Raw genomic sequence first — 21165 nt, forward strand, 5'->3', positions numbered from 1 at the left:
GCTCGCCGTTTCCCGACGGGCTGTCAGGAGCCGTGCCCCGGGGGCCTCGACCACTCCCGACGAGGCCCGGGAGTTCCCGCGATCCGTACGCCCAGGGCGTCATCGCTCTGGGCGATCAAGGGTTATGCGACGCCCCGGTCCCGGGCAGGCTGACCTGCATGAAGCTGCTGATGCTGGGTGGGACCGAATTCGTCGGGCGCGCGATCACCGAAGACGCCCTGAGCCGCGGATGGGACGTCACCGTCTTCCACCGCGGACACCACGCGCCCCCGCCGGGGACCTCGGCCCTGCACGGGGACCGCACCGCCCCCGGAGGCCTGGACCCCCTCGCCGAGGGGGAGTGGGACCTCGTGGTCGACACCTGGGGCGGCGCCCCCACGGCCGTCCGCGACAGCGCCCGCCTGCTGCACGGCCGGGCCGGGCGGTACGCGTACATCTCCAGCCGCTCGGTGTACGCCTACCCCGCCCCCGCCGGTCTGGACGAGGACGGGCCGCTGGTCGAGGGATCGCCCGACGCGGCGGGCACCGCCTACCCCGCGGACAAGCGCGGCGGCGAACTCGCCGCCCTGGACGCCTTCGGCGACCGCGCCCTGCTGGTGCGCGCCGGGCTGATCATCGGCCCGTACGAGAACGTGGGCCGCCTGCCCTGGTGGCTGAACCGCGTCGCCCGCGGGGGCCCCCTCCTCGCCCCCGGGCACCCCGGACTGCAACTGCAGTACATCGACGTCCGCGACCTGGCGCGCTGGACCCTCGACGCGTCAGCGGCCGGACTGGGCGGCGCCTACAACCTGGTCTCCCCGGTCGGCCACGCCACCATGAACAGCCTCCTGGAGGCCTGCGCCGCCGCCACCGGCGCCGCGTTCGACCCGCGCTGGACCGACTCGGCGGTGATCGAGAAGGCCGGCATCGAGCCCTGGGTCGAGCTGCCCATCTACCTCCCCGAGGGCGAGCTGCACGACTTCATGTTCGGCGGGAACGTCACCAAGGCCCTGGAGGCCGGCCTCGTCTGCCGTCCCGTCGAGGAGACCGTCGCCGACACCTGGGCCTGGCTCCGGTCGCTCGGCGGAGCGGCCCCCCTGCGGGCCGACCGGCCGATGAAGGGCATATCGGCGGAGCGCGAGGCGGCGCTACTCGGGCTCTGACCGATGCTCTGGCCGCGGGTCTGACCGATGCTCCGACCGCGGGTCTGGCCGCGGGTCTGACCGGGGCCCGGGCCGGCGCTTCGGCCGGGGCTCCGGCCAGGCGGCCCCCGCGAGACGGGTCGGCGGCAGGTACTCGCGCACCAGCGTGCGGTGCCACCACGCCCCGGTCTCGCGCAGCTCCCGCCAGGTCGTGAACCGGTAGCGGTACAGCCGCGCCCGGACGTAGCGCGGCGGTGCGTCCGGGAAGGGGTTGTGGCGCAGCAGCCTCAGGGTGTCCCGGTCGCCCGCCAGCAGCCGCTCCACGAACGGCCCGAACCAGTCGCGGGCGTAGCCGGGGGAGAGCGCCGCGAACCACATGAGCCAGTCCAGGCGCAGGTGGTACGGGGCGAACTGGCGCGGGATCCGGCGCACGTCACCCGGCTTGCCCCTGAACCCGTACTCCCGCCACGCGCCGTCCTCCCGCGGCCGGCGGTCCGCGGTGCCCTCCACCACCACCTCCTCGCGGATCCGGCCCACCGTGCCGAACGCCCCGTAGGTGTTCACCAGATGGAGGGGGTCGAAGGACCGGTTCATGACCTGGCGGCGCGAGACCATGTTGGCCACCGGATGCCGGCTCAGCACGAGCACCAGGACGGTCACCGCGCACACCAGCGCCACGTACCAGAGCGGCCCCTGCCGGGAGGCGGCCGGCGGCGGCGCGCCCGCGATCCCGCTGAAGTCGAAGGCGGGCAGGACCGCCGTGATCGTGATCCAGTTCAGCCAGGCGAAGTTGCCCGACGCCACCAGCCACAGCTGGGTCGCCACGATGACCGCGGCGGCGTACGAGGCCACCGGCTGCGGAGTGAACAGCAGGACGGGCACGAGGAGTTGGGTCACATGGTTGGCGGCGCACTCCACCCGGTGCAGCGGCTTCGGCAGGTGGTGGAAGAACCAGCTCAGCGGACCGGGCATCGGCTGCGTCTCGTGATGGAAGTACAGACAGGTCAGCCGGCGCCAGCAGGGGTCGCCGCGCATCTTGATGAGCCCCGCGCCGAACTCCACCCGGAAGACCACCCAGCGCAGCAGCCACAGCACCAGCACGGGCGGCCCGGCCCGCGCGTTGCCGAGGAACACGGCCAGGAAGCCGACCTCCAGCAGCAGCGACTCCCAGCCGAAGGAGTACCAGGTCTGCCCCACGTTCACGATCGACAGGTACAGCAGCCACAGCAGCGCCCACATCGCCATGGCGGCGCCCAGCGGAACCGCGTCCCCGGCCCCCGCGGCGAGCGCCGCCGCCAGGGCCGCGCCGGTCCAGGCGCAGGCGGCGAAGAACCGGTCCGAGTAGTGCAGGTGGAACAGGCTCGGGGCGCGCCGGAAGGGCACGTACCGCAGATGACGCGGCACGGGCAGCATGCCGTGCGCCCCGATCAGAGCCCGGAACTGCAGGGCGGCCCCGGCGAAGGCGAGGAGGTAGACACCGGCCAGGGCCCGCTGGAAGATCAGCCGGCCCAGCCAGTATCCGGGCGCCGTGAACCAGTCCATCGCCTCCAGTATCCGGCCGGCCGGTCACCGGTGGCCAGCTGCCGGACGTACCGGCCGAGACGGCGGGCGTAGGCCTGCTGGAGGAAGGGGAGGGCCGGGCCGCCGAGGCGGGCGTACCAGCGTTCCGGGCGGCTGAAGGCGTTCACCTCGAACCAGACGGATCCGTCCGCCGTCATCTCCACCACGAAGGACTCCTCGCCGCGGGCGGGATGCCCGCTCAGCGTCCCGTAGGCGAATCCGGTCCGCCGGGGCTCGTACACGGTCCAGATCACCTCGCACGGGGCGTCGATCCGCAGCGGGCCGACGCCCATCCCGACGACCACCCGGTCGCCCTGCCGGACGGGGTCCGGTCCGGCGGTGACGAGCATCCCCGAGTCGCGGTGCGCGCGGAAGGTGGTGACGGCGAGGGCGGCGGCGTCGAGGACGGCCCGGCCGTCCCCGAGACGGGTGCGGTGGTGGGTGATGTTGTATCCGGCGGGCAGCGGCCGCACCGCGGTGGCGCCCCGCTCCGGGTAGTTGAAGGTGCTGCGGCCCTGGCTGATGAGGCGGGTCATGCCGGGATCTCCGTTCGGGCGGGACGGGCGGGTCGGGCGGGCAGGCCGGCGAGGTGGGGCGGGGCGGCGAGGCGGGGCGGGCCGGCGAGTTGGGGCGTGCCGGCCAGGCGGGGCGGGCCGGCCGGGGCGGGTTGCTCCCGCGGGCCGGCCGGGTCGGTCGGGGCGGCCGCGTCGGGCCGGCCGGGGGTCAGGCGGCGCCAGGCCAGCAGCGAGCACAGTCCGAAGCCGAGGGCGCTGCCGAGGCCGTGGGTGGCGGCCATCCAGGTCAGGGTCGGGTGCACGATCCCGGTGGCCTCGCCGAGCGCCCACCACAGGGCGAGCAGCATGGTGGCCACCAGAACGGCCGCCGAGACGGCGAGCAGCGCTCCGGTGATCCGGTCCCGGCCGCCGGCCCCGGTGCGGACCTCCCGCCAGGTCAGCAGGGCCACCGCCCACATGCCGCCGGTCAGCGTCACCGCCCCCACCAGCTCGGCCCAGTCGTCGATGAAGTAGCCGAGGAGCACGAGCCCGGTCCCGGCCGGGACGCTGTACGCCGCCCAGCGCGCGAGGGCTCCGTCGGCGCAGGCCCGGCACACCAGCCCGGCGACCAGGGCCGCGGTGAAGCCGGCGAAGTGGAAGTGCGGCACGGTCAGGGCCAGGATGTCGAGGTCGAAGCCGAAGAGCCGGTACCCGGCGCGTTCGGCGACCAGGGCGGTCCCGGCGACCGAGGGCGCCACGAGCGCGGTGAGCACGGCCACCCCGGCGGGGCCGCCGGCGCGGCCTCCGCCGGGACTCCGCCCGGGCGGGACCCGTACCGCCGCGGCCAGGGCCCGTACCGCCAGGGCCAGCGTCGCCGCGGCGTAGACCGCGGCGAGGGCCGTGGCCGGGGCTCCCCGGGGCAGCCACAGGCAGACCGCCCCGGGGGCCGCGAACAGCGGCCAGACCCGGGCCGTCCGCCCGAACCGGTCCGGGTCGATCAGGCGCAGGCCGGCCGGGGCGACGTACAGCATGCCCAGGGCGACGATCAGATTCACCAGCACGGTCACCGCGGATCCCCCTCCTCGGAACGAACGCATTGAACGCGTTCAACTCATGATCCTGAGCCTAGACTCCCTCTTGAACATGTTCAAGAGGGGGTCGGGTTCGTGATCTCCGGTTGCGGCCGCCCCGTACATACGGCAGACAAGAGGGAGCAACCGGGGCGAAAAGGGAGATGCAACGTGTACGCACCGACACCTCGTCAGGCGCCGCGTCGTCACGCACCGGCCCGTGCGGCCCTCTTCGCGGTCCTCGGACTCCTCGCCGCGGCCTGCGGGGCCTCCGCCGACCAGGGACAGACCAAGGGCCCCGCCGCCGAAAGCCAGGACGTCCACCTCCAGCCCGTGGCCTCGGCCGGCCCGGACCCCTTCACCTCCTCCTCCGCCACCGCCGAATCGGCCCCCGTCCAGCCCCCGCTGCCCAACGCGACCGGCCGGGGCATCCGCACCGTCAACGCGGCCACCCCCGGCCTGTACGGCGGAACCCAGCGCCTCGGCAGCTGCGACGTGGAGGCGCAGGTCGAGTCCCTGACCGCCGACGACGCCAAGGCCCGCGCCTTCGCCGAGGCCTCCCAGGTGGAGCAGGAGCGGATCCCCGACTTCCTGCGCGGCCTCACCCCGGTCGTGCTGCGCGCCGACACCCGGGTGACCAACCACGGCTTCGTCGGCGGCAGGCCCGACGCCTTCCAGTCCGTCCTCCAGGCCGGCACCGCCGTCCTCGTGGACGACCACGGCATGCCCCGCGTCCGCTGCGCCTGCGGGAACCCGCTGGCCGCCCCGCGCGCCGCCAAGGGCGCACCGGTGCTCAAGGGGGACCCCTGGAGCGGCTACCAGCCCGCCCAGGTCGTGGTCATCGAGCCGACCATGCAGGTGATCAACAACCTCGTCATCGTCAACGTCGCCGACAACACCTGGATCGAGCGCAGGGTCGGCGACGACGGAGCCCAGGACCGCGCCCCGCAGACGCCGCCCCCGTTCGATCCGGCCGAGGGCATCCCCGACGGGCCCGCCACCCCGCCCGGCACCTCGCCCGCCGAACCGTGCCGGACCCCGCAGAGCAACAGCCTCGCCCGCACCGAGCCGCCGTCCACCGGGTCGCCGATCCCCGGCCGCAGCTCCGCCCCGAACCTCCCGGACTGCCCGCCGAGCTCCCCGCAGACGGCTCCCGGCACTCCCGACGGCCCGACCGGCCCGAACACCCCGACGGCCCCCGACCAGCCCTCGTCCGGCATCCCCTCGGGCCCGTCCACCGCCCCGCCGCCCACCACCGACCAGCCCACCGACCAGCCCACCGACATCCCCTCCGACCTGCCCGGGCAGACCCCCAGCGACCCCGGGACCCTGGTGGGCCCCGACGGGGTGCCGCAGCCGAGCGACCCGTACGCGGATCCGTACGCGAACCCCTACCCCGACCCCTACACGGACCCGTACTCCAACCCCGACCCCTACTCGGTCCCCGAACAGCAGCCCTCGGCCCCGGGTGACGGCCAGTACCTGGAGAGCGCCTGACCGGCCCGTGTGTCATGGTGGACCGGTGCCGACCGCCGTATCGCTGCCGGAGGACTGGCCCGCACACCCGGACCGGTCGCTCTCGCTGAACCGCATGGGCAGTTTCGACTGGGACCTCGTCACCGGTCTCATGCACATGGACTCGGCCGCCCTAGAGGTCTTCGACACCACCGCCGAGGAGTACGACGGCCGGCCCGAGTCGCTCTCGCCGCGCGTCCCTCCCGCCGAGAGCGTCCGGCTCGACGCACTGGTCTCATCCGCCCTCAAGAGCGGGGTCGACAGCTACGGCGCCTACTTCCGCATCCGCTGCCACGACGGCACCCTGCGCTGGACGCACACCCAGGGACGGGTCATGCGCGGCCCGGGAGGGCGCCCGTACCGGATCATCGGCATCGTCCGCGACGCCACCGAAGAGCTCAGCCACTCGGCGGAACGCCTCGGGCTGGACGAGGAGCGGCGCCGCCAGACCTCCGTGGTCGAGAGCACCACCGCCGCGCTCGCGCACGCCCGTACCGTCCAGGACGTCATCGACGTGCTCGGCGACGCCCACGGCATGGAGCGGCTCGGTTCCATGGGCATGGTGATGGGCTTGGTCGAAGCCGGCCGGATCCACCTCGTCGCCGAGGGCCCGGCGGGCAGCTTCGTCCCCGGCACCCGCTACACCCGCATCGACGAGCAGTACCCGATGAGCGAGGTGGTCCGCTCGCTCCAGCCGCGCTTCCTGGACTCCGCGGCCGAGTTCGCCGCCGGGTACCCCGGGCTCTGGGCGAAGATCTCCTCCATGCACATCTCGGCGGCCGCCTATCTGCCGCTGATCGCCCAGGCCCGCCCGATCGGCGCGATCGGCCTGCTCTACCAGGACAAGGACGGCTTCACCCAGGACGAGCGGAACCTGCTCGTCGCGCTCGGCAGCAGCATCGCCCAGAGCCTCCAGCGGGCGATGCTGCTGGAGCAGGAGCACGATCTGGCGGAAGGGCTCCAGCAGGCGATGCTGCCGCGCCGGATCCCCTCGGTGCCGGGCGCCGAGATCGCCGTACGGTACCGCTCGGCCAAGATGGGCCAGGACATCGGCGGCGACTGGTACGACGTCATCCCGCTGCCCGGCGGACGGGTCGGCGCGGTCATCGGCGACGTCCAGGGCCACGACACCCACGCGGCGGCCGTGATGGGCCAGCTCCGGATCGTGCTGCGCGCCTACGCCGCCGAAGGGCACTCGCCGGCCACCGTCATGGCCCGGGCCTCCGTCTTCCTGCACGAGCTGGACACCGACCGGTTCGCCACCTGCACCTACGCCGAGGCCGACCTCTCGACCGGGGTGCTGCAACTGGTCCGGGCCGGCCACATCGACCCCCTCCTGCGCACCCGCGACGGGGACTGCGAGCGCCTCGCCCTGCACGGCGGGATGCCGCTGGGGCTGTCCGCGGAGTTCGGGCTGCTGGAGTATCCGGTGACCACGGTCGAACTCGGACCCGGAGAAACGCTTCTCCTCTGTACGGACGGCCTCGTGGAACAGCCCGGAGCCGACCTCGACGACGGCGTCCGGCTCCTCGCCTCCCTCGTCCGCACCGGACCGTCCGACCTGGCCCTGCTCGCGGACCGGCTGTGCGAGGTCGTCGACGACCGGGGCGGCGACGACGACATGGCGCTGCTGCTCCTGCGCCGCGAGGCCGACGACGTCCAGCAGGCCGGCGGCCGGCTCCAGCAGCACGTGGCCCCCGGCGACCCGGAGGCCCTCGTCTCGGCCCGTCACATGATCGGCGCGGCGGTGCGGGCGTGGGGCGCACGGGAGCGGGCGGACGAGATCGAGCTGATCGCCGACGAGCTCATCGTCAACGCCCTCATGCACACCGACGGGCCCGCCATCGTGACCCTGCGGGTCCTGACCGGCCCCGAACGCCGGCTCCGCGTCGAGGTCGAGGACCGCTCCAGCGCCCTGCCGCGCCGGCGCGAAGCGGGCGACGCCGGGGTCTCGGGACGCGGCCTGATGCTGGTGGACCGTCTGGCCGACGTCTGGGGCGTGGAATCGCGGGGGAGCGGCAAGTGCGTGTGGTGCGAGTTCACCATGCCGTGACCCCTCCGGGCGTACGGAGTTCACCGCCTCGTACGCTGCGCTCATGCATCCCGGAAGATCCATACCCCTGCTGATCGGCGCATCGCTCCTGGTCAGTGCCTGCTCCACGACGTCCGCCCCGCGCTCTGGGAACGCCGGCGGTTCCCCGGCGGGTGCGGTGACCGCACCCTCGGTGACCGCGTCCGCGCCGCCCGCGTCCGTGGCGCCCGCCGCGAGTTCTCCCGCCGCGCGAGCCAAGCGGAGCGCCGGCGATCTGCAGAGCAGCTGGTGGACCTGGGCGGCTTCGAGCGTCAGCGCGTCGAACCCCGTCTCGGACCGGGACGGCCACCTGTGCGCCCAGGGCCAGGGCGACGGCATCTGGTTCCTGGCCGGCACCTTCGGCGGCACCGTGACGCGCTCGTGCACGGTGCCCGCATCGGTGCCGGTGGCCTTCCCCCTGGTGAACCTGGTCGGTGAAGAGGGCGACTGCGCGAAGTTCATGGCCTCGGCGAAGGGGACGGCCGTCCTCGACGCCCGGGCTCTGGAACCCGAGCGGTACGAGGCGACGGACGTGACGGTGACTGCGGTCGACGGCAATCCGCTCACCCAGGACGGGGGGCGCTTCGGCACCCTCGGCTGCGGCCTCTGGGTGCAGATGGAACCCCTGGCACCCGGCAGCCACACGCTGAGCATCAGGGGAGCGTCGGGCTCCTTCACCAACGGCGTGGATTACAGGCTCCAGGTCGCGGCCGGCTGAGGAGCGGCCCGGGGGAACCGCGGGAGCGGACCGGCGCCCGCGACCCCGACCCGCCCCGACCCGCTCCGACCCGCCTCGCCCCGTCCCGGCTCGCGCTCGGCCCGTGGTCACGGCAGGCTGGGGGCATGCCCGAGCTGCCCGAGGTCGAGGCCCTGAGGGGGTTCCTCGACGAGCACCTGGCCGGGCGGGTGGTCGAGCGCGTCCTCCCGCTCGCCGTGAGCGTGCTCAAGACGTACGACCCGCCGCCGGCCGCGCTCGAAGGACAGCGGGCCGGGACCACGGACCGGTACGGCAAGTTCCTCGCCCTGCGCATCGGTGACCTGTACCTCGTCACCCACCTCGCCCGGGCCGGCTGGCTGCGCTGGATCGACACCGTTCCCGACCGGCCGCCGCGCCCCGGCAAGGGGCCGCTCGCGCTGCGCGTCGTCCTGGAGGGCGGCGGCGGGTTCGACCTCACCGAGGCCGGGACCCAGAAGCGGCTCGCCGTGTACGTGGTCCGCGATCCGCAGGAGGTCCCCGGCATCGCCCGGCTCGGCCCGGACCCGCTCGCCGGGGACTTCGGCCGCGAGGCCTTCGGCGCACTGCTCGCCGGGGAACGGCGGCAGATCAAGGGCGTGCTGCGCGACCAGAGCGTCATCGCGGGGATCGGCAACGCCTACAGCGACGAGATCCTCCACCACGCGAAGGTCTCGCCCTTCAAACTGGCCGCCTCCTTCGACGAGGCGCAGGTGGACCAGTTGTACGGGGCCGTCGAGGAGACCCTGCGCACCGCCGTCGAGCGGGCGCACGGGGTGGCCGCCGGACGGCTCAAGGCCGAGAAGAAGAGCGGGATGCGGGTCCACGGCCGCGCGGGCGAGCCCTGCCCGGTGTGCGGGGACACCGTCCGCTCGGTCTCCTTCGCCGACTCCTCCCTCCAGTACTGCCCCACGTGCCAGACCGGCGGCAAGCCCCTCGCCGACCGCAGGCTCTCGAAGCTCCTGAAGTAGACCGGCCCCGGTTAGACTCCGGCCCATGGCCGAGGAGGAGCAGCCGCAGCAGCCCCGGCGAGAGGTCGTCACCGGGGTTCCGCGGGGCAGTCGCAGGAGGGCCCCCGCGCACACGCCGGCCCGGTCCGAGATCTCCGAGCAGACCACCCTGGGCGCCACCTACGTACGGGCCCTCATGCGCAGCCAGCTCCGTGCCGGACTCGCCGCCCTGGCCGCGCTCGTCGTCCTGGTGGGCCTGCTGCCGCTGCTGTTCCTGATCCCGCGGGTCGCCTCGGGCCCGCTCGTCTGGATCGTGCTCGGGGTGCTGGTGTACCCGGTGCTGTGGTGCGTGGCCCGCGCGTACGTGGTCCGGGCCGAGCGCAACGAGGCCGACTTCACCGGGCTGGTCACCGACCCGACGGAGCCGCCGGGGCCGCGGCGGCCGGAGTAGCGGGGCCGGGCGGACCCGGGGGCGGTCCGTGTGCGGAACGGCCCGGGCTCAGAACAGGTGCATCGCCAAGTGGCCCAGTGGGAGACCGAGTTGCCAGGCCGGAGTCCAGACCCGGGCGTTCTCGTCCAGGCCCGGCGGGGTCTCGGCGTGGCCGTGGCGGCCCGGGTCCAGGTTGGTGGCGAACAGCTCCGTGCGGTCCAGCCAGCGCCAGGCCGCCCGGGCCAGTTCCAGGTCGGGGTCCTCGCCCCGGCCGCGCTCCCGGGCCTCCTCGCCCAGCGCGAGGAACCGGGTGTGGACCCAGTCCCGCCAGGGGTGACCGTACGCCGTCAGCGACATCCATTCGTCGAGCTGCGAGACGACCCGGATCCCGGAGAGTTCGCCGGCGGCGTCCGAGAGGTAGATGGTCAGCGCGAGCGTGTCGCGTCCGGCGCGGAACTCCAGGGTGCTGACCGGGATCAGCCGGCCCGTGCGCAGCAGTTCGTCGGCGATGTACTCCGCGTAGAGCCACGCCATGGGCACCGCGAGCCCACCGTCACTGGTGCCGTTCGTACCCTCGGGCTGCACCGTTCCACCTTCTCCCGCATGCGTCGCGTCTTCCCGCCGTCTGCGCCGAGCCTTCCTTGCGCGGCTTGCGGAGCGGGGGATGTTTACTCAACTTGAACGGTGCGATGCCGGTTTCGATGCGGTTCCTGTCCGGTTCGCGGGTGTTCAGGCCATTCTTTGACGCGTTCGCCGCACCTCGGTCCGGTCAGACCGTGGCGATCACCGCGTAGCGTTCGTCGGTCACCGGGCGTCCCCACAGGGCCGGATCGTCCACGAGGGGCTCGATGCGCAGGGTGGTGACGAGCGGCCGTACGACGGCGGCGAGTTCGGCGGCGCCGACGCCGCCCGCCCAGGGCAGGGTCTCGGCGCCCGGCACGTACGGCGCTGCGCTCGCGCCGGCCTCGCGCCAGCGGCCCTCGACGAGGACGAGGGTGCCGCCCGGGCGCAGCCGGCCGGTCCAGTCGCCGAGCGCGGCTTCGGGGTCGGGCAGGGTCCACACCAGGTGGCGGGAGAGCAGGACGTCGAAGCTCCGGTCGCCGGTGGGCGGTACGGAGGCGTCGCCGACCAGGAACCGGCCGATGTGCCCGGCGGCGGCCAGTTTCGCCCGGGCGCACGCGACCATCCGCGGGGAGAGGTCCACGCCGGTGACCCGGTGCCCCGCTTCGGCGGCGAGCAGGGACAGCGACCCGGTGCCGCAGCCCACGTCGAGGACGTCGAGCGGCCCGGCCGGCAGCCAGGAAGCGAGGAGGTCCGCCCACGCGTCGCGGGTCTCCGGGGCGCGCATCCCGTGGTCCGGCTCCTCGTCGAAGCGGGCGGCGGCCGTGTCCCAATAGGCGCTGATGTCGGCGGTGTTCGTGGAGGTCGGCATCCCGCGAGTCTCGCATCCGGCACTGACAACGCATCCGGCACTGACAACGCAGCCGGCACCGACAACGCCCCGCGGACACCGGCCCGCCCTCAGGCGCCGAGTCCGTACCCGTAGCCCTGGAGGTCCTTCCGCAGGGCGCGCAGGGCGTAGTAGGTACGGGACTTGACCGTTCCCGCCGGAATGCCGAGCTCGGCCGCGGCCTCGGCCACCGAGCGGTCCTGGAAGTAGACCTGCACCAGGACGTCCCGGTGCTCCGGCCCCAGGGAGCCCACGGCGCGCCGTACGTCGATGGCCGTCACCGAGCCCGCCACCGCGTCCCCCGGCGCGGGCGCCTGGTCCAGCCCCTCCGGGTCCACCTCCAGAGGCCTGGACAGGCGGGCCCGCCGGGCGTCGATGGCGAGCCTCCGGGCCACCGTGAACAGCCAGGGCCGCAGGGACTCGTAGGCACCGCCTATGACCTCGGGATGCTGCCAGAGCCGCAGGAGCGTCTCCTGTACGAGGTCCTCCGCGCGCTGGGCGTCCCCGGCCGTGAGGCCCAGCAGGAAACCGAACAGGGCGCGTCCGTGTTCGCGCTGGAGTTCGGCCAGCGCCTCGGGGTCGGTGCGTCGGAGGGCGGGGGCAAGGGGCACGGGAGGCTCCTTCCGGGGGTCGGTGCGGGGGCGGTGCGGGGTCCGTTCGAGGTCGACGGATCCACCCTGACCTGCACCGGGCCGCCCGGGAACCGTCCCGCCCGGACGGTGCGCCCAAGCACCCGGGTCGTCCGGTGGGCGGCCGCGCGCGGCGGTGAACGGTCGAACGGCGCGCCGAACGGCCATTGGGGTGAGCGTGCCGCCGGGAGGCGGAGCCGTTCCTTGACTTGTGGCGTCTCTTTCTATGGATTGACTGAAGATCAGGTAGTCATACAAATCGAGCTGGTCGAGGACGGGCCAGTCAAGGAGAGCCGGGACAGATGACCGCACGCACCCGCCACGCCCTCGCCCTCCTGACCGCCCTGGCGCTGTCCGCCGTAGCCGGGTGCTCGGCCGGCGGGGACCACGCGCCGGCCCGCCTCGGCGGTTCCCCGTCCTCCGCCCAAGCGCCTTCGGGCGCCCCCGGATCGACCACCGCCCCCGCCACCGGCGCCCAGAAGGGTTTCACCCTCGTCGCGAGCGGCGACGTGCTGCCCCACGAGTCGGTGATCCGGCGGGCCGCCGCCGACGCGGACGGAGACGGCCATGACTTCCGGCCGATGTTCTCCGCGGTCAAACCGATCGTCTCGGGCGCCGACCTGGCCCTCTGCCACATGGAAACCATCTACGGGCCGGAGGGCGGCCCGTTCACCGGCTACCCCGCCTTCCAGTCCCCGCCCGAGGTCGCCGACGGCCTCAAGGACGCCGGCTACGACGGCTGCTCCACGGCCTCGAACCACACCCTCGACGGGGGCGCGGACGGCCTGAAGCGCACCCTGGACCGCTTCGACAAGGTCGGCCTGAAGCACGCGGGTTCGGCCCGTACGCAGGCCGAGGCGGGCACCGTGACGATGTACACCGCGGGCTCCGCGAAGGTCGCCCATCTCGCGTACACGTACGACACCAACGGCTACCCGATGCCCGAGGGCCAGCCCTGGGCGGTCAACCTGATGGAGCAGGAGAAGATCGTCGCGGACTCCCGGGCGGCCCGGAAGGCGGGCGCCGACGTGGTCCTGGTCAGCCTCCACTGGGGCACGGAATGGCAGACCGAACCGGACGAGAAGCAGCTCGCGCTCGGCAAGGCTCTGACCGCCTCGCAGACCGGCGGCCGCCCCGACGTGGACATGATCCTCGGCACGCACGCCCACATCCCGCAGGCGTACGAGAAGGTCAACGGGACCTGGATCGTCTACGGGATGGGCGACCAGGTCGCGGGTGAGATGTTCAACCACAGCGGCGCACGCGACATGCGCGGCAACTACGGCTCCATCGGCCGCTTCACCTTCGCCCCGCCGGCCGCCCCCGGGCAGCGCTGGCAGGTCACCAAGGCCGAGTTCGTGCCGCAGATGATGGACCTCGGAGCGGGCCGGGTCGTCAACCTGCCCGCCGCGCTGGCCCAGTCGCCCGGCCGCGAGGACTACGAGGAGGCCCGCGAGGAGATCACCGAGGCCGTCCTCGGCCGCGGCGCGGCGAAGGACGGGCTGACGGAGGCGAAGTAGACCCGGAGGCGAAGCAGGCACGGCGAAGCAGGCACGGAGGCGCGGCGTCCGGACGCCGCCGCGCCTCCGTACGACGCCGCGGCCGGCCGGTCAGGTCGTGGCGTTCGGCCCCTGGGCGGCCTTGATTCCCTGGAGCGCGGTCAGCTTGCGCACGAAGAGGACGGCCAGCACGGAGGCCCCGAGGATGAGCAGGTCACCGACCACGCCGAGGGCGGAGGCGCCGCGGACCGCCTCGGCGCCCATCGCCGTCCCGTCCTTGTACCGGGCGAGCCCGTCGAAGAACCAGGCGGCCAGGCACGCCAGCCACCACATGACCACCGGCGCGCCCGAGGCGGAGCGGTAGGAGCCGTCGGGCGCGTTCTGCGTGCTGGCGTTCCAGGTCTCCCGCGCCGTCCGGTACACGAGGAAAATGTTGGCGATCGGGATGAACCACCCGCCGATGGCCCAGCCGGCGGACTGGCTGAAGCCGTCGGGGCGGAACACCCCGGCATTGCAGCGGACCCGGTGGAACCACACGAGGAAGACCACGGTCGTGGCCAGCACGATCAGGCTCTGGAGGAGTCCGATCAGGTTGTTGATGATGTCGGTCGCGGCCAGCGCGCTGCCGGGATCGGTACCCGGGGGAGTGGCGAGCACCTCGTTCATCTGCTGCCACTTGGCGAACTTTCCGCAGGCGGAGAGCAGGGCGCCCCCCGCTCCCACGGACAGCAGCACGATCGCGGCGGTCGCGGTCCCCTGCGGGGAGCGCAGGACCCGGAGGGACTGCGGCGGCGGGTACGCATACGGATACGGCGACGGTGGCGGCGGCTGACCGGGCGCGATCGAGGACATGACGGAGGACCCCCCACGGGACAATGTGCGACGTGTGACATGGAATCGGGCAGGCCCGCGGGCGGCCCGAGTCGCCCGAAGATACGTCAGTCCCGAGCCCGCCGTCCACGGTGATCAGGTTGCATGGGCAAAGCGCTCCCGCAGGTCAGGGCGACGGCGGGGAAGCGGCGGGCACCGACGGCCACCGCTACGGCGTAGGCCGACGGCCTGCACCGACGGCCACCGCTACGGAACCACCGTGACCGGCCAGCGCCCCGCCTTCACCAGGCGGATCGCCACCGAGCCCACGATCCGGTGCCCGGCCTGCTCCGAGGCCCCGACCACCACCGCGTCCGCCAACAGCTCCTCGGCCGCGCTCACCAGCCCGGCGTACGCGTCCCCGCGGAAGGTGTGGAACTGCCAGCGGACGTCGTAGACGCCCTTCAGCCGCTCCGCGGACTCCCGGATCTCCGCCACCAGCCCCTCCGCGATCTCCTCGGTGGCCTCCGCCACCGGAGCCCCCAGCGAGGCCCCGGCCGGCATCACCGGCTGGACGTACACCAGCGCCAGCAGCGCGTTCTGCCGCCTGGCCAGCCCCGCCGCGTAGGAGGCCGCGCGGAGCGAGGACGGCGAACCGTCCACCCCGGCGAGGATCACCTTCGGACCGTCCGTACCGCGCTCGAATCCCGTACTCACATGCTCCGTCACCCTTCCGAGGCTAAACCCGCTCACCGCGCGAAGGGTCGCGGCCCTCCCTACAGTGCGAAACATGAGTGCCACCGTGGAGGAGACGCGCGGGACGCGCGGCAGCCGCAGCCGCTTCCTGAACCGGGTGCCCGACGCCTTCGGCGCCTTCTTCGGAACGCTCGGGCTGCTCTGCGCCCTGCTGGCGCTCTCCCCGACGCTGCGCCGCCTGCTGCGTCCGGTCGTGCGCTTCCTCGACCTCATCGTCGTACCGGTCAGCGCGAACCTCGCCTACGCCGTCTTCCTCTTCCTCCTCGCCGCGGCACTCGGCATGCGCAAGAAGGTCGCCTGGTGGATCGTCGTCACCTATTTGGCCCTGCTGCTCCTGGTCGACGTGCTGACCATCGCCGCCGAGGACTACTGGGTGGGCTTCTCCTCCATGGCCCTGGCGGTCGCCGCCCTCGCGATCCTGATCGCCGCGCGCAAGGAGTTCAACGCCGCCTCCCGGCCGGGGGCCCTGTGGCGGGCCCTGCTCGTGCTCGGTCTCGGCCTGCTCGCGGCCGTCCTCCTCGGCTGGGGCCTGGTCGCGCTGTTCCCGGGAACCCTGCCCAAGGGGCAGTGGCTGGACTGGTCCGCCAAGCAGGTCTTCGGCGGGCTGTTCTCGGCCCGGCAGTTCGACGGCCGCCCCGCCAGGCCCCTGTACTTCCTGCTCGGCCTCTTCGGCGCCCTCGCCCTGCTGAACGCCGCCGCCACGCTCTTCCGCTCCCAGCGGCTGACCGCCGCCCTGCACGGCGACGAGGAGCCCCGCATCCGCGCCCTGCTGGGCGCCTACGGGCGCAACGACTCCCTCGGCTACTTCGCCACCCGCCGCGACAAGGCCGTCGTGTTCGCCCCGAACGGCAAGGCCGCCGTCACCTACCGGGTCGAGGCCGGCGTCTGCCTCGGCAGCGGCGACCCCGTCGGCGACCCCGCCGCCTGGACCCCCGCCATCGACGCCTGGCTCGCCGTGGCCCGGCGCTACGGCTGGCAGCCCGCCGTCATGGGCGCCTCCGAGGACGGCGCGACCGCGTACGCCCGCTCCGGGCTCGGCGCCCTCCAGCTCGGCGACGAGGCCATCCTGCACGTGGCCCACTTCGACCTCGACGGCCGCGACATGCGCGTCACCCGCCAGGCCGTCAACCGTGTCCGGCGCACCGGGGCGAGCACGCTCATCCGCCGCCACTCCGCCCTCTCCGAGGACGAGATGCAGACCATCGTGGACCGGGCCGACAAGTGGCGCGACACCGAGACCGAACGCGGTTTCTCCATGGCCCTCGACCGGCTCGGGGACTCCGCCGACGGCGACTGCCTGCTCGTGGAGGCCTTCGACGACAAGGGAGAGCTGATCGCCCTGCTCTCCTTCGTGCCCTGGGGCAAGGACGGCATCTCCCTCGACCTGATGCGCCGCGACCGGGCCGCCCCCAACGGGGTCATGGAGTTCATGGTCGCCGAGCTCTGCGCGGCCGCACCCGGCCTCGGCGTGCGCCGCATCTCCCTCAACTTCGCCGTCTTCCGCTCCGCCTTCGAGGAGGGCGGCCGGATCGGCGCCGGCCCCGTCCTGAAGGTGTGGCGCAAGCTGCTGCTCTTCTTCTCCCGCTGGTGGCAGCTGGAGGCGCTGTACCGCTCGAACGTCAAGTACGGCCCCGAGTGGTACCCGCGGTTCCTCTGCTTCCAGGACGCCGGCTCACTCGCCCGGGTCAGCCTCGCCTCCGGCATCGCCGAGGGGTTCGTCTCCGTGCCGAGCATGCGCACCCTGTGGGGCAACGGCCACCCGCGCGGACTCACCGCCCCCGCCACCACCGCCGGCCTGCCGCCCATCGAGGACCTCGGGCTGGACTCCGTGGGAGAGCAGGACGCCGAGGCCGCACGGGCCGAGCGGCAGCCCGAACAGGTCCGGGTGCGGCACGACAAGCTGGAGCGGATCCGGGCCGCCGGCACCGACCCGTACCCCGTCGGCATCCCGCAGCGCACCCACACCGTCGCCGAACTGAAAGCCGCTCACCCCGGCTGTCCGCCCGGCGCCCGCACCGGCTCGCCGGTCACCCTCGCCGGGCGCGTCATGGTCGTGCGCGACCTCGGCGGCGTGGTGTTCGCGGTGCTGCGGGACTGGTCCGGCGACATCCAGCTGATGTTCACCCGGGACGAGGCGGGCGCCGCCGTGCTCGACACCTTCACCTCGCAGGTGGACTTCGGCGACCACGTCGTCGCGAGCGGAGAGGTCGGCGCGAGCAGGAGCGGCGAACTGTCCGTGGTCGTCGGCTCCTGGCAGCTCACCGGCAAGTGCCTGCGCCCGCTGCCCGACAAGCGCAAGGGCCTCGCCGACCCGGAGGCCAAGGTCCGCCAGCGCTACCTCGACCTGGTCGCCAGCCCCGAGGCGCGCGATGTCGTACGGGCCCGCTCCAGCGCCGTGCAGGCCCTGCGGCAGGGGCTGCTGGACCGGGGCTACCTGGAGGTCGAGACCCCGATGCTCCAGCAGATCCACGGCGGGGCCAACGCCCGGCCGTTCCGCACCCACATCAACGCCTACGACCTCGACCTGTACCTGCGCATCGCGCCCGAGCTGTACCTGAAGCGGCTGTGCGTCGGCGGCATGGAGAAGGTCTTCGAAATGGGCCGCACCTTCCGCAACGAGGGCGTCTCCTACAAGCACAACCCCGAATTCACGATGCTGGAGGCCTACCAGGCCTTCGCCGACTACGACGTGATGCTCGATCTGACCCGCGAGCTGATCCAGGGCGCCGCCACGGCCGCCTTCGGCTCGCCGATCGCGCACAAGGCCGGACCCGACGGAAAGCTCGTCGTCCACGACATCTCCGGACCCTGGCCGGTCAAGACGATGTACGGGGCGATCAGCGAAGCCCTCGGCGAGGAGGTCGACGCCGACACCGAGGAGCACGTCCTGCGCCGGCTGTGCGACCGCGCGGCCGTGCCGCACACCCCCGACGACACCCGGGGCGACGTGGTCCTGGAGATGTACGAGCGGCTCGTGGAGGAGCGGACCAAGCTGCCCACCTTCTACAAGGACTTCCCGACGGACGTCTCCCCGCTCACCCGGCAGCACCGCAAGGACCCCAGGCTCGCGGAGCGCTGGGACCTGGTGGCCTTCGGCACCGAACTGGGCACCGCCTACTCCGAGCTGACCGACCCCGTCGAGCAGCGGCGCCGGCTGACCGCGCAGTCGCTGCTCGCGGCGGGCGGGGATCCGGAGGCGATGGAACTCGACAACGACTTCCTCGACGCGCTGGAGTACGCCATGCCGCCCACGGGCGGCCTGGGCATCGGGGTCGACCGCCTCGTCATGTTCCTCACGGGTCTGACGATCCGGGAGACGCTGCCGTTCCCGCTGGTGAGGCGGGGCTGACCGCGAGGACTACTCCCAGCGGGTGAGCGCGCGGAGGTGCGTCCGCGCCTCTCGACATCTGCGGCGATGTCGTTGATACGTAGGAGTAATGAAAAATGACGAGCCGACAGTAGGGCGACGCGTGCTCCTGCGCTCCGCCGTCTTCCTCGGAGTCGCCGCCGCCGCGGGACTGCTCACGGGCGGCGAAACCGATCTGCCGACCCCGGGCGCCGGAGGTACGGGGGCTCCCGCTGCGGGACCGCCGCCCGGCGGGGCCGCGGGGCCCGGTCCCCTCAACGGAGCCCCCGCCGCGCTGCCGCGGTTCCCGCGCGGATCCCCGTACCGGCTCGAACCGATGACCTCCGAAGGGGCCCCGGAGCGCGTGCCCGTGGCGAAGCCCGCCGTACGGACCCGGCCGATCCTGGAACTGCCCGCCGGCGCGAGCACGGCGAACGCCATGACCCTCACCTTCGACGACGGCCCCGACCCCCGCTACACCCCGGGCATCCTGGACACGCTCGCGCGCCACAGCGTCCGGGCCATGTTCTTCGTCTGCGGGGAGATGGCGGTCGACAACCAGGACCTGCTGCGCAGGATGGTGGCCGAGGGCCACGTCATCGGCAACCACACCTGGACCCACCCGCAGCTCACCAAGATCAGCCGGCCCGCCATGGCCTCCGAGATCGGCCGCACGAGCGAGGTCGTACAACAGGCCGTGGGCACGGCTCCGCTGTGGTTCCGGGCGCCCTACGGGGCCTGGAACCGGGCCGCCTTCGAGATCGGCGCGGAGCTCGGCATGGAACCGCTCGCCTGGACCGTGGACACCCTGGACTGGAAGGAGCCGGGCACCACCGCGATCGTGTCGCGGGTCCTCAGCCAGGCGGCGCCCGGCGTGATCGTGCTGAACCACGACGCGGGCGGCAACCGCTCGCAGAGCGTGCAGGCGCTGGCGAGCTACCTGCCGCACCTGCTCGCACGGGGGTTCCGGATGACGCTGCCCGAGCTGCCGCCGCGCTGAGGGCCGTACCCCGCGCGCGGCGGCGCCCACCGCCGCCGCGCGGGCCGGTCCGCGGGAGCCGGTCCGAGCCGGCCGGCGTCAGCGGGCCTCCACCATCCGCGCGAACACGACGACGTTCCCGTCGTAGCCGCGCCCCTTCGAGTAGCCTCCGCCGCACGTGATCACCCGGAGTTCCGGCTGTCCGGTGTCCCCGTACACCCGGGATCCCGGGAAGGTGCTCTTGGAGAACACCTCCACGCCGTACACCTCGAACACCGCCGTGCGCCCGTCGTAGCGCGCCACCTCGATGCGGCTGCCCTTCTGGACCGAACCCAGCCCGTAGAAGACCGCGGGGCCCTGCGCGTTGTCCACGTGGCCCACGATCACCGCCGAACCCTGCTGACCCGGCGAGATGCCGTTGAGGTACCAGCCGGCCAGGTTCTTGTCCTGCGGGGGCGGTGCGTCGATCCATCCCTGCGCGTCCAGCCCGACCGTCATCACCGGTGCGTCCACGCTGATCGACGGGATCCGGATGCGCTGGACCGACGAGTGGTCCAGCGCCTCCACGTCCGGCGGCGGCGTGGACGGTTCGGCGGGTGCCTGGTCGGCCGGCTGCCCGACCGTCGCCCCGGCCGGTGCGCTGACCGCCGCGGCCGCGGCCGGCTGCGGGGGGCCGTCGCCGGCCTCGGCTCCGTTGCGCATCATGGCGAGGCCGGTGAGCATGACCAGCGCGATCGCACCCCAGGGGGAGCGTCTCCTCGGTGGCCTCTCACTCTCGTCCTCGAGCATGGTTCTCCCTTCCCGACGCGGGGGTCCCGACCCGCGTTCTTGTCCCACCCCTTCACGCCCTACTTCACGCACGCTAAGGCGGCGCGTGCGGGACGGCGATCGGGGAAGGGCGAACGGGTGGTGGGGCCGGAAGGGGTGCGCCCATCCAGGTAATCGTCACATAAATGCCTGACGGGTCGTGACCTGCGGATCCGTCAGCAAACGCGACCGCGCATCGGCGTGTCGCTCAACCTTGCGGCCCAAAGGCGGAAATGCGCTGGTTGCGGACCGAGCCGAGGGTTCGTGGTGGGAGGCGTTCTCGTCGATCTGCCCGGGCCACCGCTCCGGGGCGCTTCCCGCTGGAGGTTCCACCATGCGTGTTCTCCGCGCTCTTACCGTGACCGCGGCGGCCACTTGCGCCGCCATCGCCCTCAGTGCCCCCTTCGCCGCCGCGAATCCAGCGGGCGGTCCGCCCTCGGGAGGCAACGGCGGGCCGAGCAATGTCACGGTCAACCCGTACTCCGTGCACCAGGGCTCCACGATGCAGGTCAGTGCGGCCGGCTGCGGCCACGGCGGCATCGTCTTCTCGCACGGCAACTTTCCCCAGACGAACCTGTCGGCCGGCTCCATCGGCTTCGCGACGGTCCGGATCTTCAACCACGCCTCGCCCGGGCACCAGACCCTGTCGGTCAAGTGCCACGACAACAGCCTGGTCGCCACGCACCGCTTCACGATCCTGGACGGCCGCGGCGCCCAGGGAGGCCTCGGCGGCTCCCTCGGCCCGTCCACCACCGAGACCGCCATCGGCGCGAGCCTCGTCGGTGCGGCGGCCCTCGGCGCCGGTGCCCACGTGATGCGCCGCCGGCGCCCGATCCGCGGCCGGGTCTGACCGGCCGACCTCCCCGGTCGACCCGGACAACCGCCGGTCGCCCCGTGTCCTGGCCCGCACACGGGGTGACCGGCGTTCGGTCAGGGGGGCCCGGG

19 protein-coding genes are annotated in these 21165 nt (G+C 73.4%); 10 read left to right on the plus strand and 9 right to left on the minus strand.

Annotation, left to right across the window (positions count from 1 at the left end):
- Positions 1–158 precede the first annotated feature (158 nt).
- Positions 159–1142 carry an NAD-dependent epimerase/dehydratase family protein gene (locus ACWCP2_RS04745; RefSeq protein WP_450907129.1) on the plus strand — a complete coding sequence of 328 codons (984 nt, stop codon included), beginning with the start codon at positions 159–161 and terminating at the stop codon, positions 1140–1142.
- On the opposite strand, the gene ACWCP2_RS04750 is transcribed toward ACWCP2_RS04745, so the two are convergent.
- Genes ACWCP2_RS04750 through ACWCP2_RS04760 form a run of 3 tightly spaced genes read right to left on the minus strand, consistent with a single transcriptional unit; the run spans position 1128 to position 4242 of the window.
- On the minus strand, positions 1128–2663 hold the full coding sequence (locus ACWCP2_RS04750; protein ID WP_450907130.1) for a lipase maturation factor family protein: 1536 nt from the start codon (positions 2661–2663) through the stop codon (positions 1128–1130). The two genes, ACWCP2_RS04745 and ACWCP2_RS04750, sit on opposite strands and share 15 nt — an antisense overlap.
- Positions 2621–3217: a DUF1990 family protein gene (locus ACWCP2_RS04755; protein WP_450907131.1), complete on the minus strand. Its 597-nt coding sequence runs from the start codon at positions 3215–3217 to the stop codon at positions 2621–2623. Before ACWCP2_RS04755 ends, ACWCP2_RS04750 begins: the two co-directional genes overlap by 43 nt.
- Positions 3214–4242 (minus strand): YndJ family transporter, encoded by a 1029-nt coding sequence (locus ACWCP2_RS04760; RefSeq protein WP_450907132.1) that lies wholly within the window; start codon positions 4240–4242, stop codon positions 3214–3216. Before ACWCP2_RS04760 ends, ACWCP2_RS04755 begins: the two co-directional genes overlap by 4 nt.
- Before the next feature lie 174 nt (positions 4243–4416).
- On the opposite strand from ACWCP2_RS04760, the gene ACWCP2_RS04765 reads away from it, so the two are divergent.
- The 5 genes from ACWCP2_RS04765 (at position 4417) to ACWCP2_RS04785 (ending at position 9965) form a co-directional block, all read left to right on the plus strand.
- Positions 4417–5742, plus strand: coding sequence for a DUF6777 domain-containing protein (locus tag ACWCP2_RS04765; RefSeq protein ID WP_450907133.1), 1326 nt, complete (start codon positions 4417–4419; stop codon positions 5740–5742).
- Positions 5743–5749: 7 nt separating this feature from the next.
- Positions 5750–7813, plus strand: a complete 2064-nt coding sequence (locus ACWCP2_RS04770; protein WP_450907134.1) for a SpoIIE family protein phosphatase — start codon at positions 5750–5752, stop codon at positions 7811–7813.
- 43 nt (positions 7814–7856) lie between these two features.
- The gene (locus tag ACWCP2_RS04775) at positions 7857–8549 is read left to right on the plus strand and encodes a signal protein (RefSeq protein WP_450907135.1); all 693 of its coding nucleotides are present in this window, start codon (positions 7857–7859) and stop codon (positions 8547–8549) included.
- Between the two features lie 125 nt (positions 8550–8674).
- Positions 8675–9535: an Fpg/Nei family DNA glycosylase gene (locus ACWCP2_RS04780; RefSeq protein WP_450907136.1), complete on the plus strand. Its 861-nt coding sequence runs from the start codon at positions 8675–8677 to the stop codon at positions 9533–9535.
- Positions 9536–9560: 25 nt separating this feature from the next.
- Positions 9561–9965 (plus strand): hypothetical protein, encoded by a 405-nt coding sequence (locus ACWCP2_RS04785; protein WP_450907137.1) that lies wholly within the window; start codon positions 9561–9563, stop codon positions 9963–9965.
- 48 nt (positions 9966–10013) lie between these two features.
- Here the strand turns inward: ACWCP2_RS04785 and ACWCP2_RS04790 are convergent, their stop codons facing one another.
- The 3 genes from ACWCP2_RS04790 to ACWCP2_RS04800 form a co-directional block, all read right to left on the minus strand.
- Entirely contained in the window at positions 10014–10478 is a 465-nt protein-coding gene (locus ACWCP2_RS04790) for a hypothetical protein (RefSeq protein ID WP_450907161.1), read from the minus strand.
- A gap of 235 nt (positions 10479–10713) precedes the next feature.
- Complete coding sequence (locus ACWCP2_RS04795; RefSeq protein WP_450907138.1) at positions 10714–11376, minus strand: class I SAM-dependent methyltransferase; 663 nt, start codon at positions 11374–11376, stop codon at positions 10714–10716.
- 89 nt (positions 11377–11465) lie between these two features.
- Complete coding sequence (locus ACWCP2_RS04800) at positions 11466–12005, minus strand: sigma-70 family RNA polymerase sigma factor (RefSeq protein WP_450907139.1); 540 nt, start codon at positions 12003–12005, stop codon at positions 11466–11468.
- 320 nt (positions 12006–12325) lie between these two features.
- Here ACWCP2_RS04800 and ACWCP2_RS04805 point away from each other — a divergent pair, with 320 nt between their 5' ends.
- Positions 12326–13543: a CapA family protein gene (locus ACWCP2_RS04805; protein WP_450907140.1), complete on the plus strand. Its 1218-nt coding sequence runs from the start codon at positions 12326–12328 to the stop codon at positions 13541–13543.
- Between the two features lie 90 nt (positions 13544–13633).
- Here ACWCP2_RS04805 and ACWCP2_RS04810 read toward each other — a convergent pair whose 3' ends face one another.
- Positions 13634–14374 (minus strand): DUF4328 domain-containing protein, encoded by a 741-nt coding sequence (locus tag ACWCP2_RS04810; protein ID WP_450907141.1) that lies wholly within the window; start codon positions 14372–14374, stop codon positions 13634–13636.
- A gap of 225 nt (positions 14375–14599) precedes the next feature.
- The gene (locus tag ACWCP2_RS04815) at positions 14600–15061 is read right to left on the minus strand and encodes a universal stress protein (RefSeq protein ID WP_450907142.1); all 462 of its coding nucleotides are present in this window, start codon (positions 15059–15061) and stop codon (positions 14600–14602) included.
- Between the two features lie 61 nt (positions 15062–15122).
- Here ACWCP2_RS04815 and lysX point away from each other — a divergent pair, with 61 nt between their 5' ends.
- Positions 15123–18437, plus strand: coding sequence for a bifunctional lysylphosphatidylglycerol synthetase/lysine--tRNA ligase LysX (gene lysX / locus ACWCP2_RS04820; RefSeq protein WP_450907143.1), 3315 nt, complete (start codon positions 15123–15125; stop codon positions 18435–18437).
- A gap of 88 nt (positions 18438–18525) precedes the next feature.
- Positions 18526–19434, plus strand: coding sequence for a polysaccharide deacetylase family protein (locus ACWCP2_RS04825; protein ID WP_450907144.1), 909 nt, complete (start codon positions 18526–18528; stop codon positions 19432–19434).
- A 78-nt stretch (positions 19435–19512) separates the two neighbouring features.
- Here the strand turns inward: ACWCP2_RS04825 and ACWCP2_RS04830 are convergent, their stop codons facing one another.
- A complete protein-coding gene (locus ACWCP2_RS04830; RefSeq protein ID WP_450907145.1) occupies positions 19513–20202 on the minus strand; it encodes a class F sortase in 690 nt (229 codons plus the stop codon).
- Between the two features lie 352 nt (positions 20203–20554).
- On the opposite strand from ACWCP2_RS04830, the gene ACWCP2_RS04835 reads away from it, so the two are divergent.
- Complete coding sequence (locus tag ACWCP2_RS04835; protein ID WP_450907146.1) at positions 20555–21070, plus strand: hypothetical protein; 516 nt, start codon at positions 20555–20557, stop codon at positions 21068–21070.
- The last annotated feature ends 95 nt before the right edge of the window (positions 21071–21165 follow it).

The sequence above is a fragment of the Streptomyces sp. NPDC002104 genome (assembly GCF_053593795.1).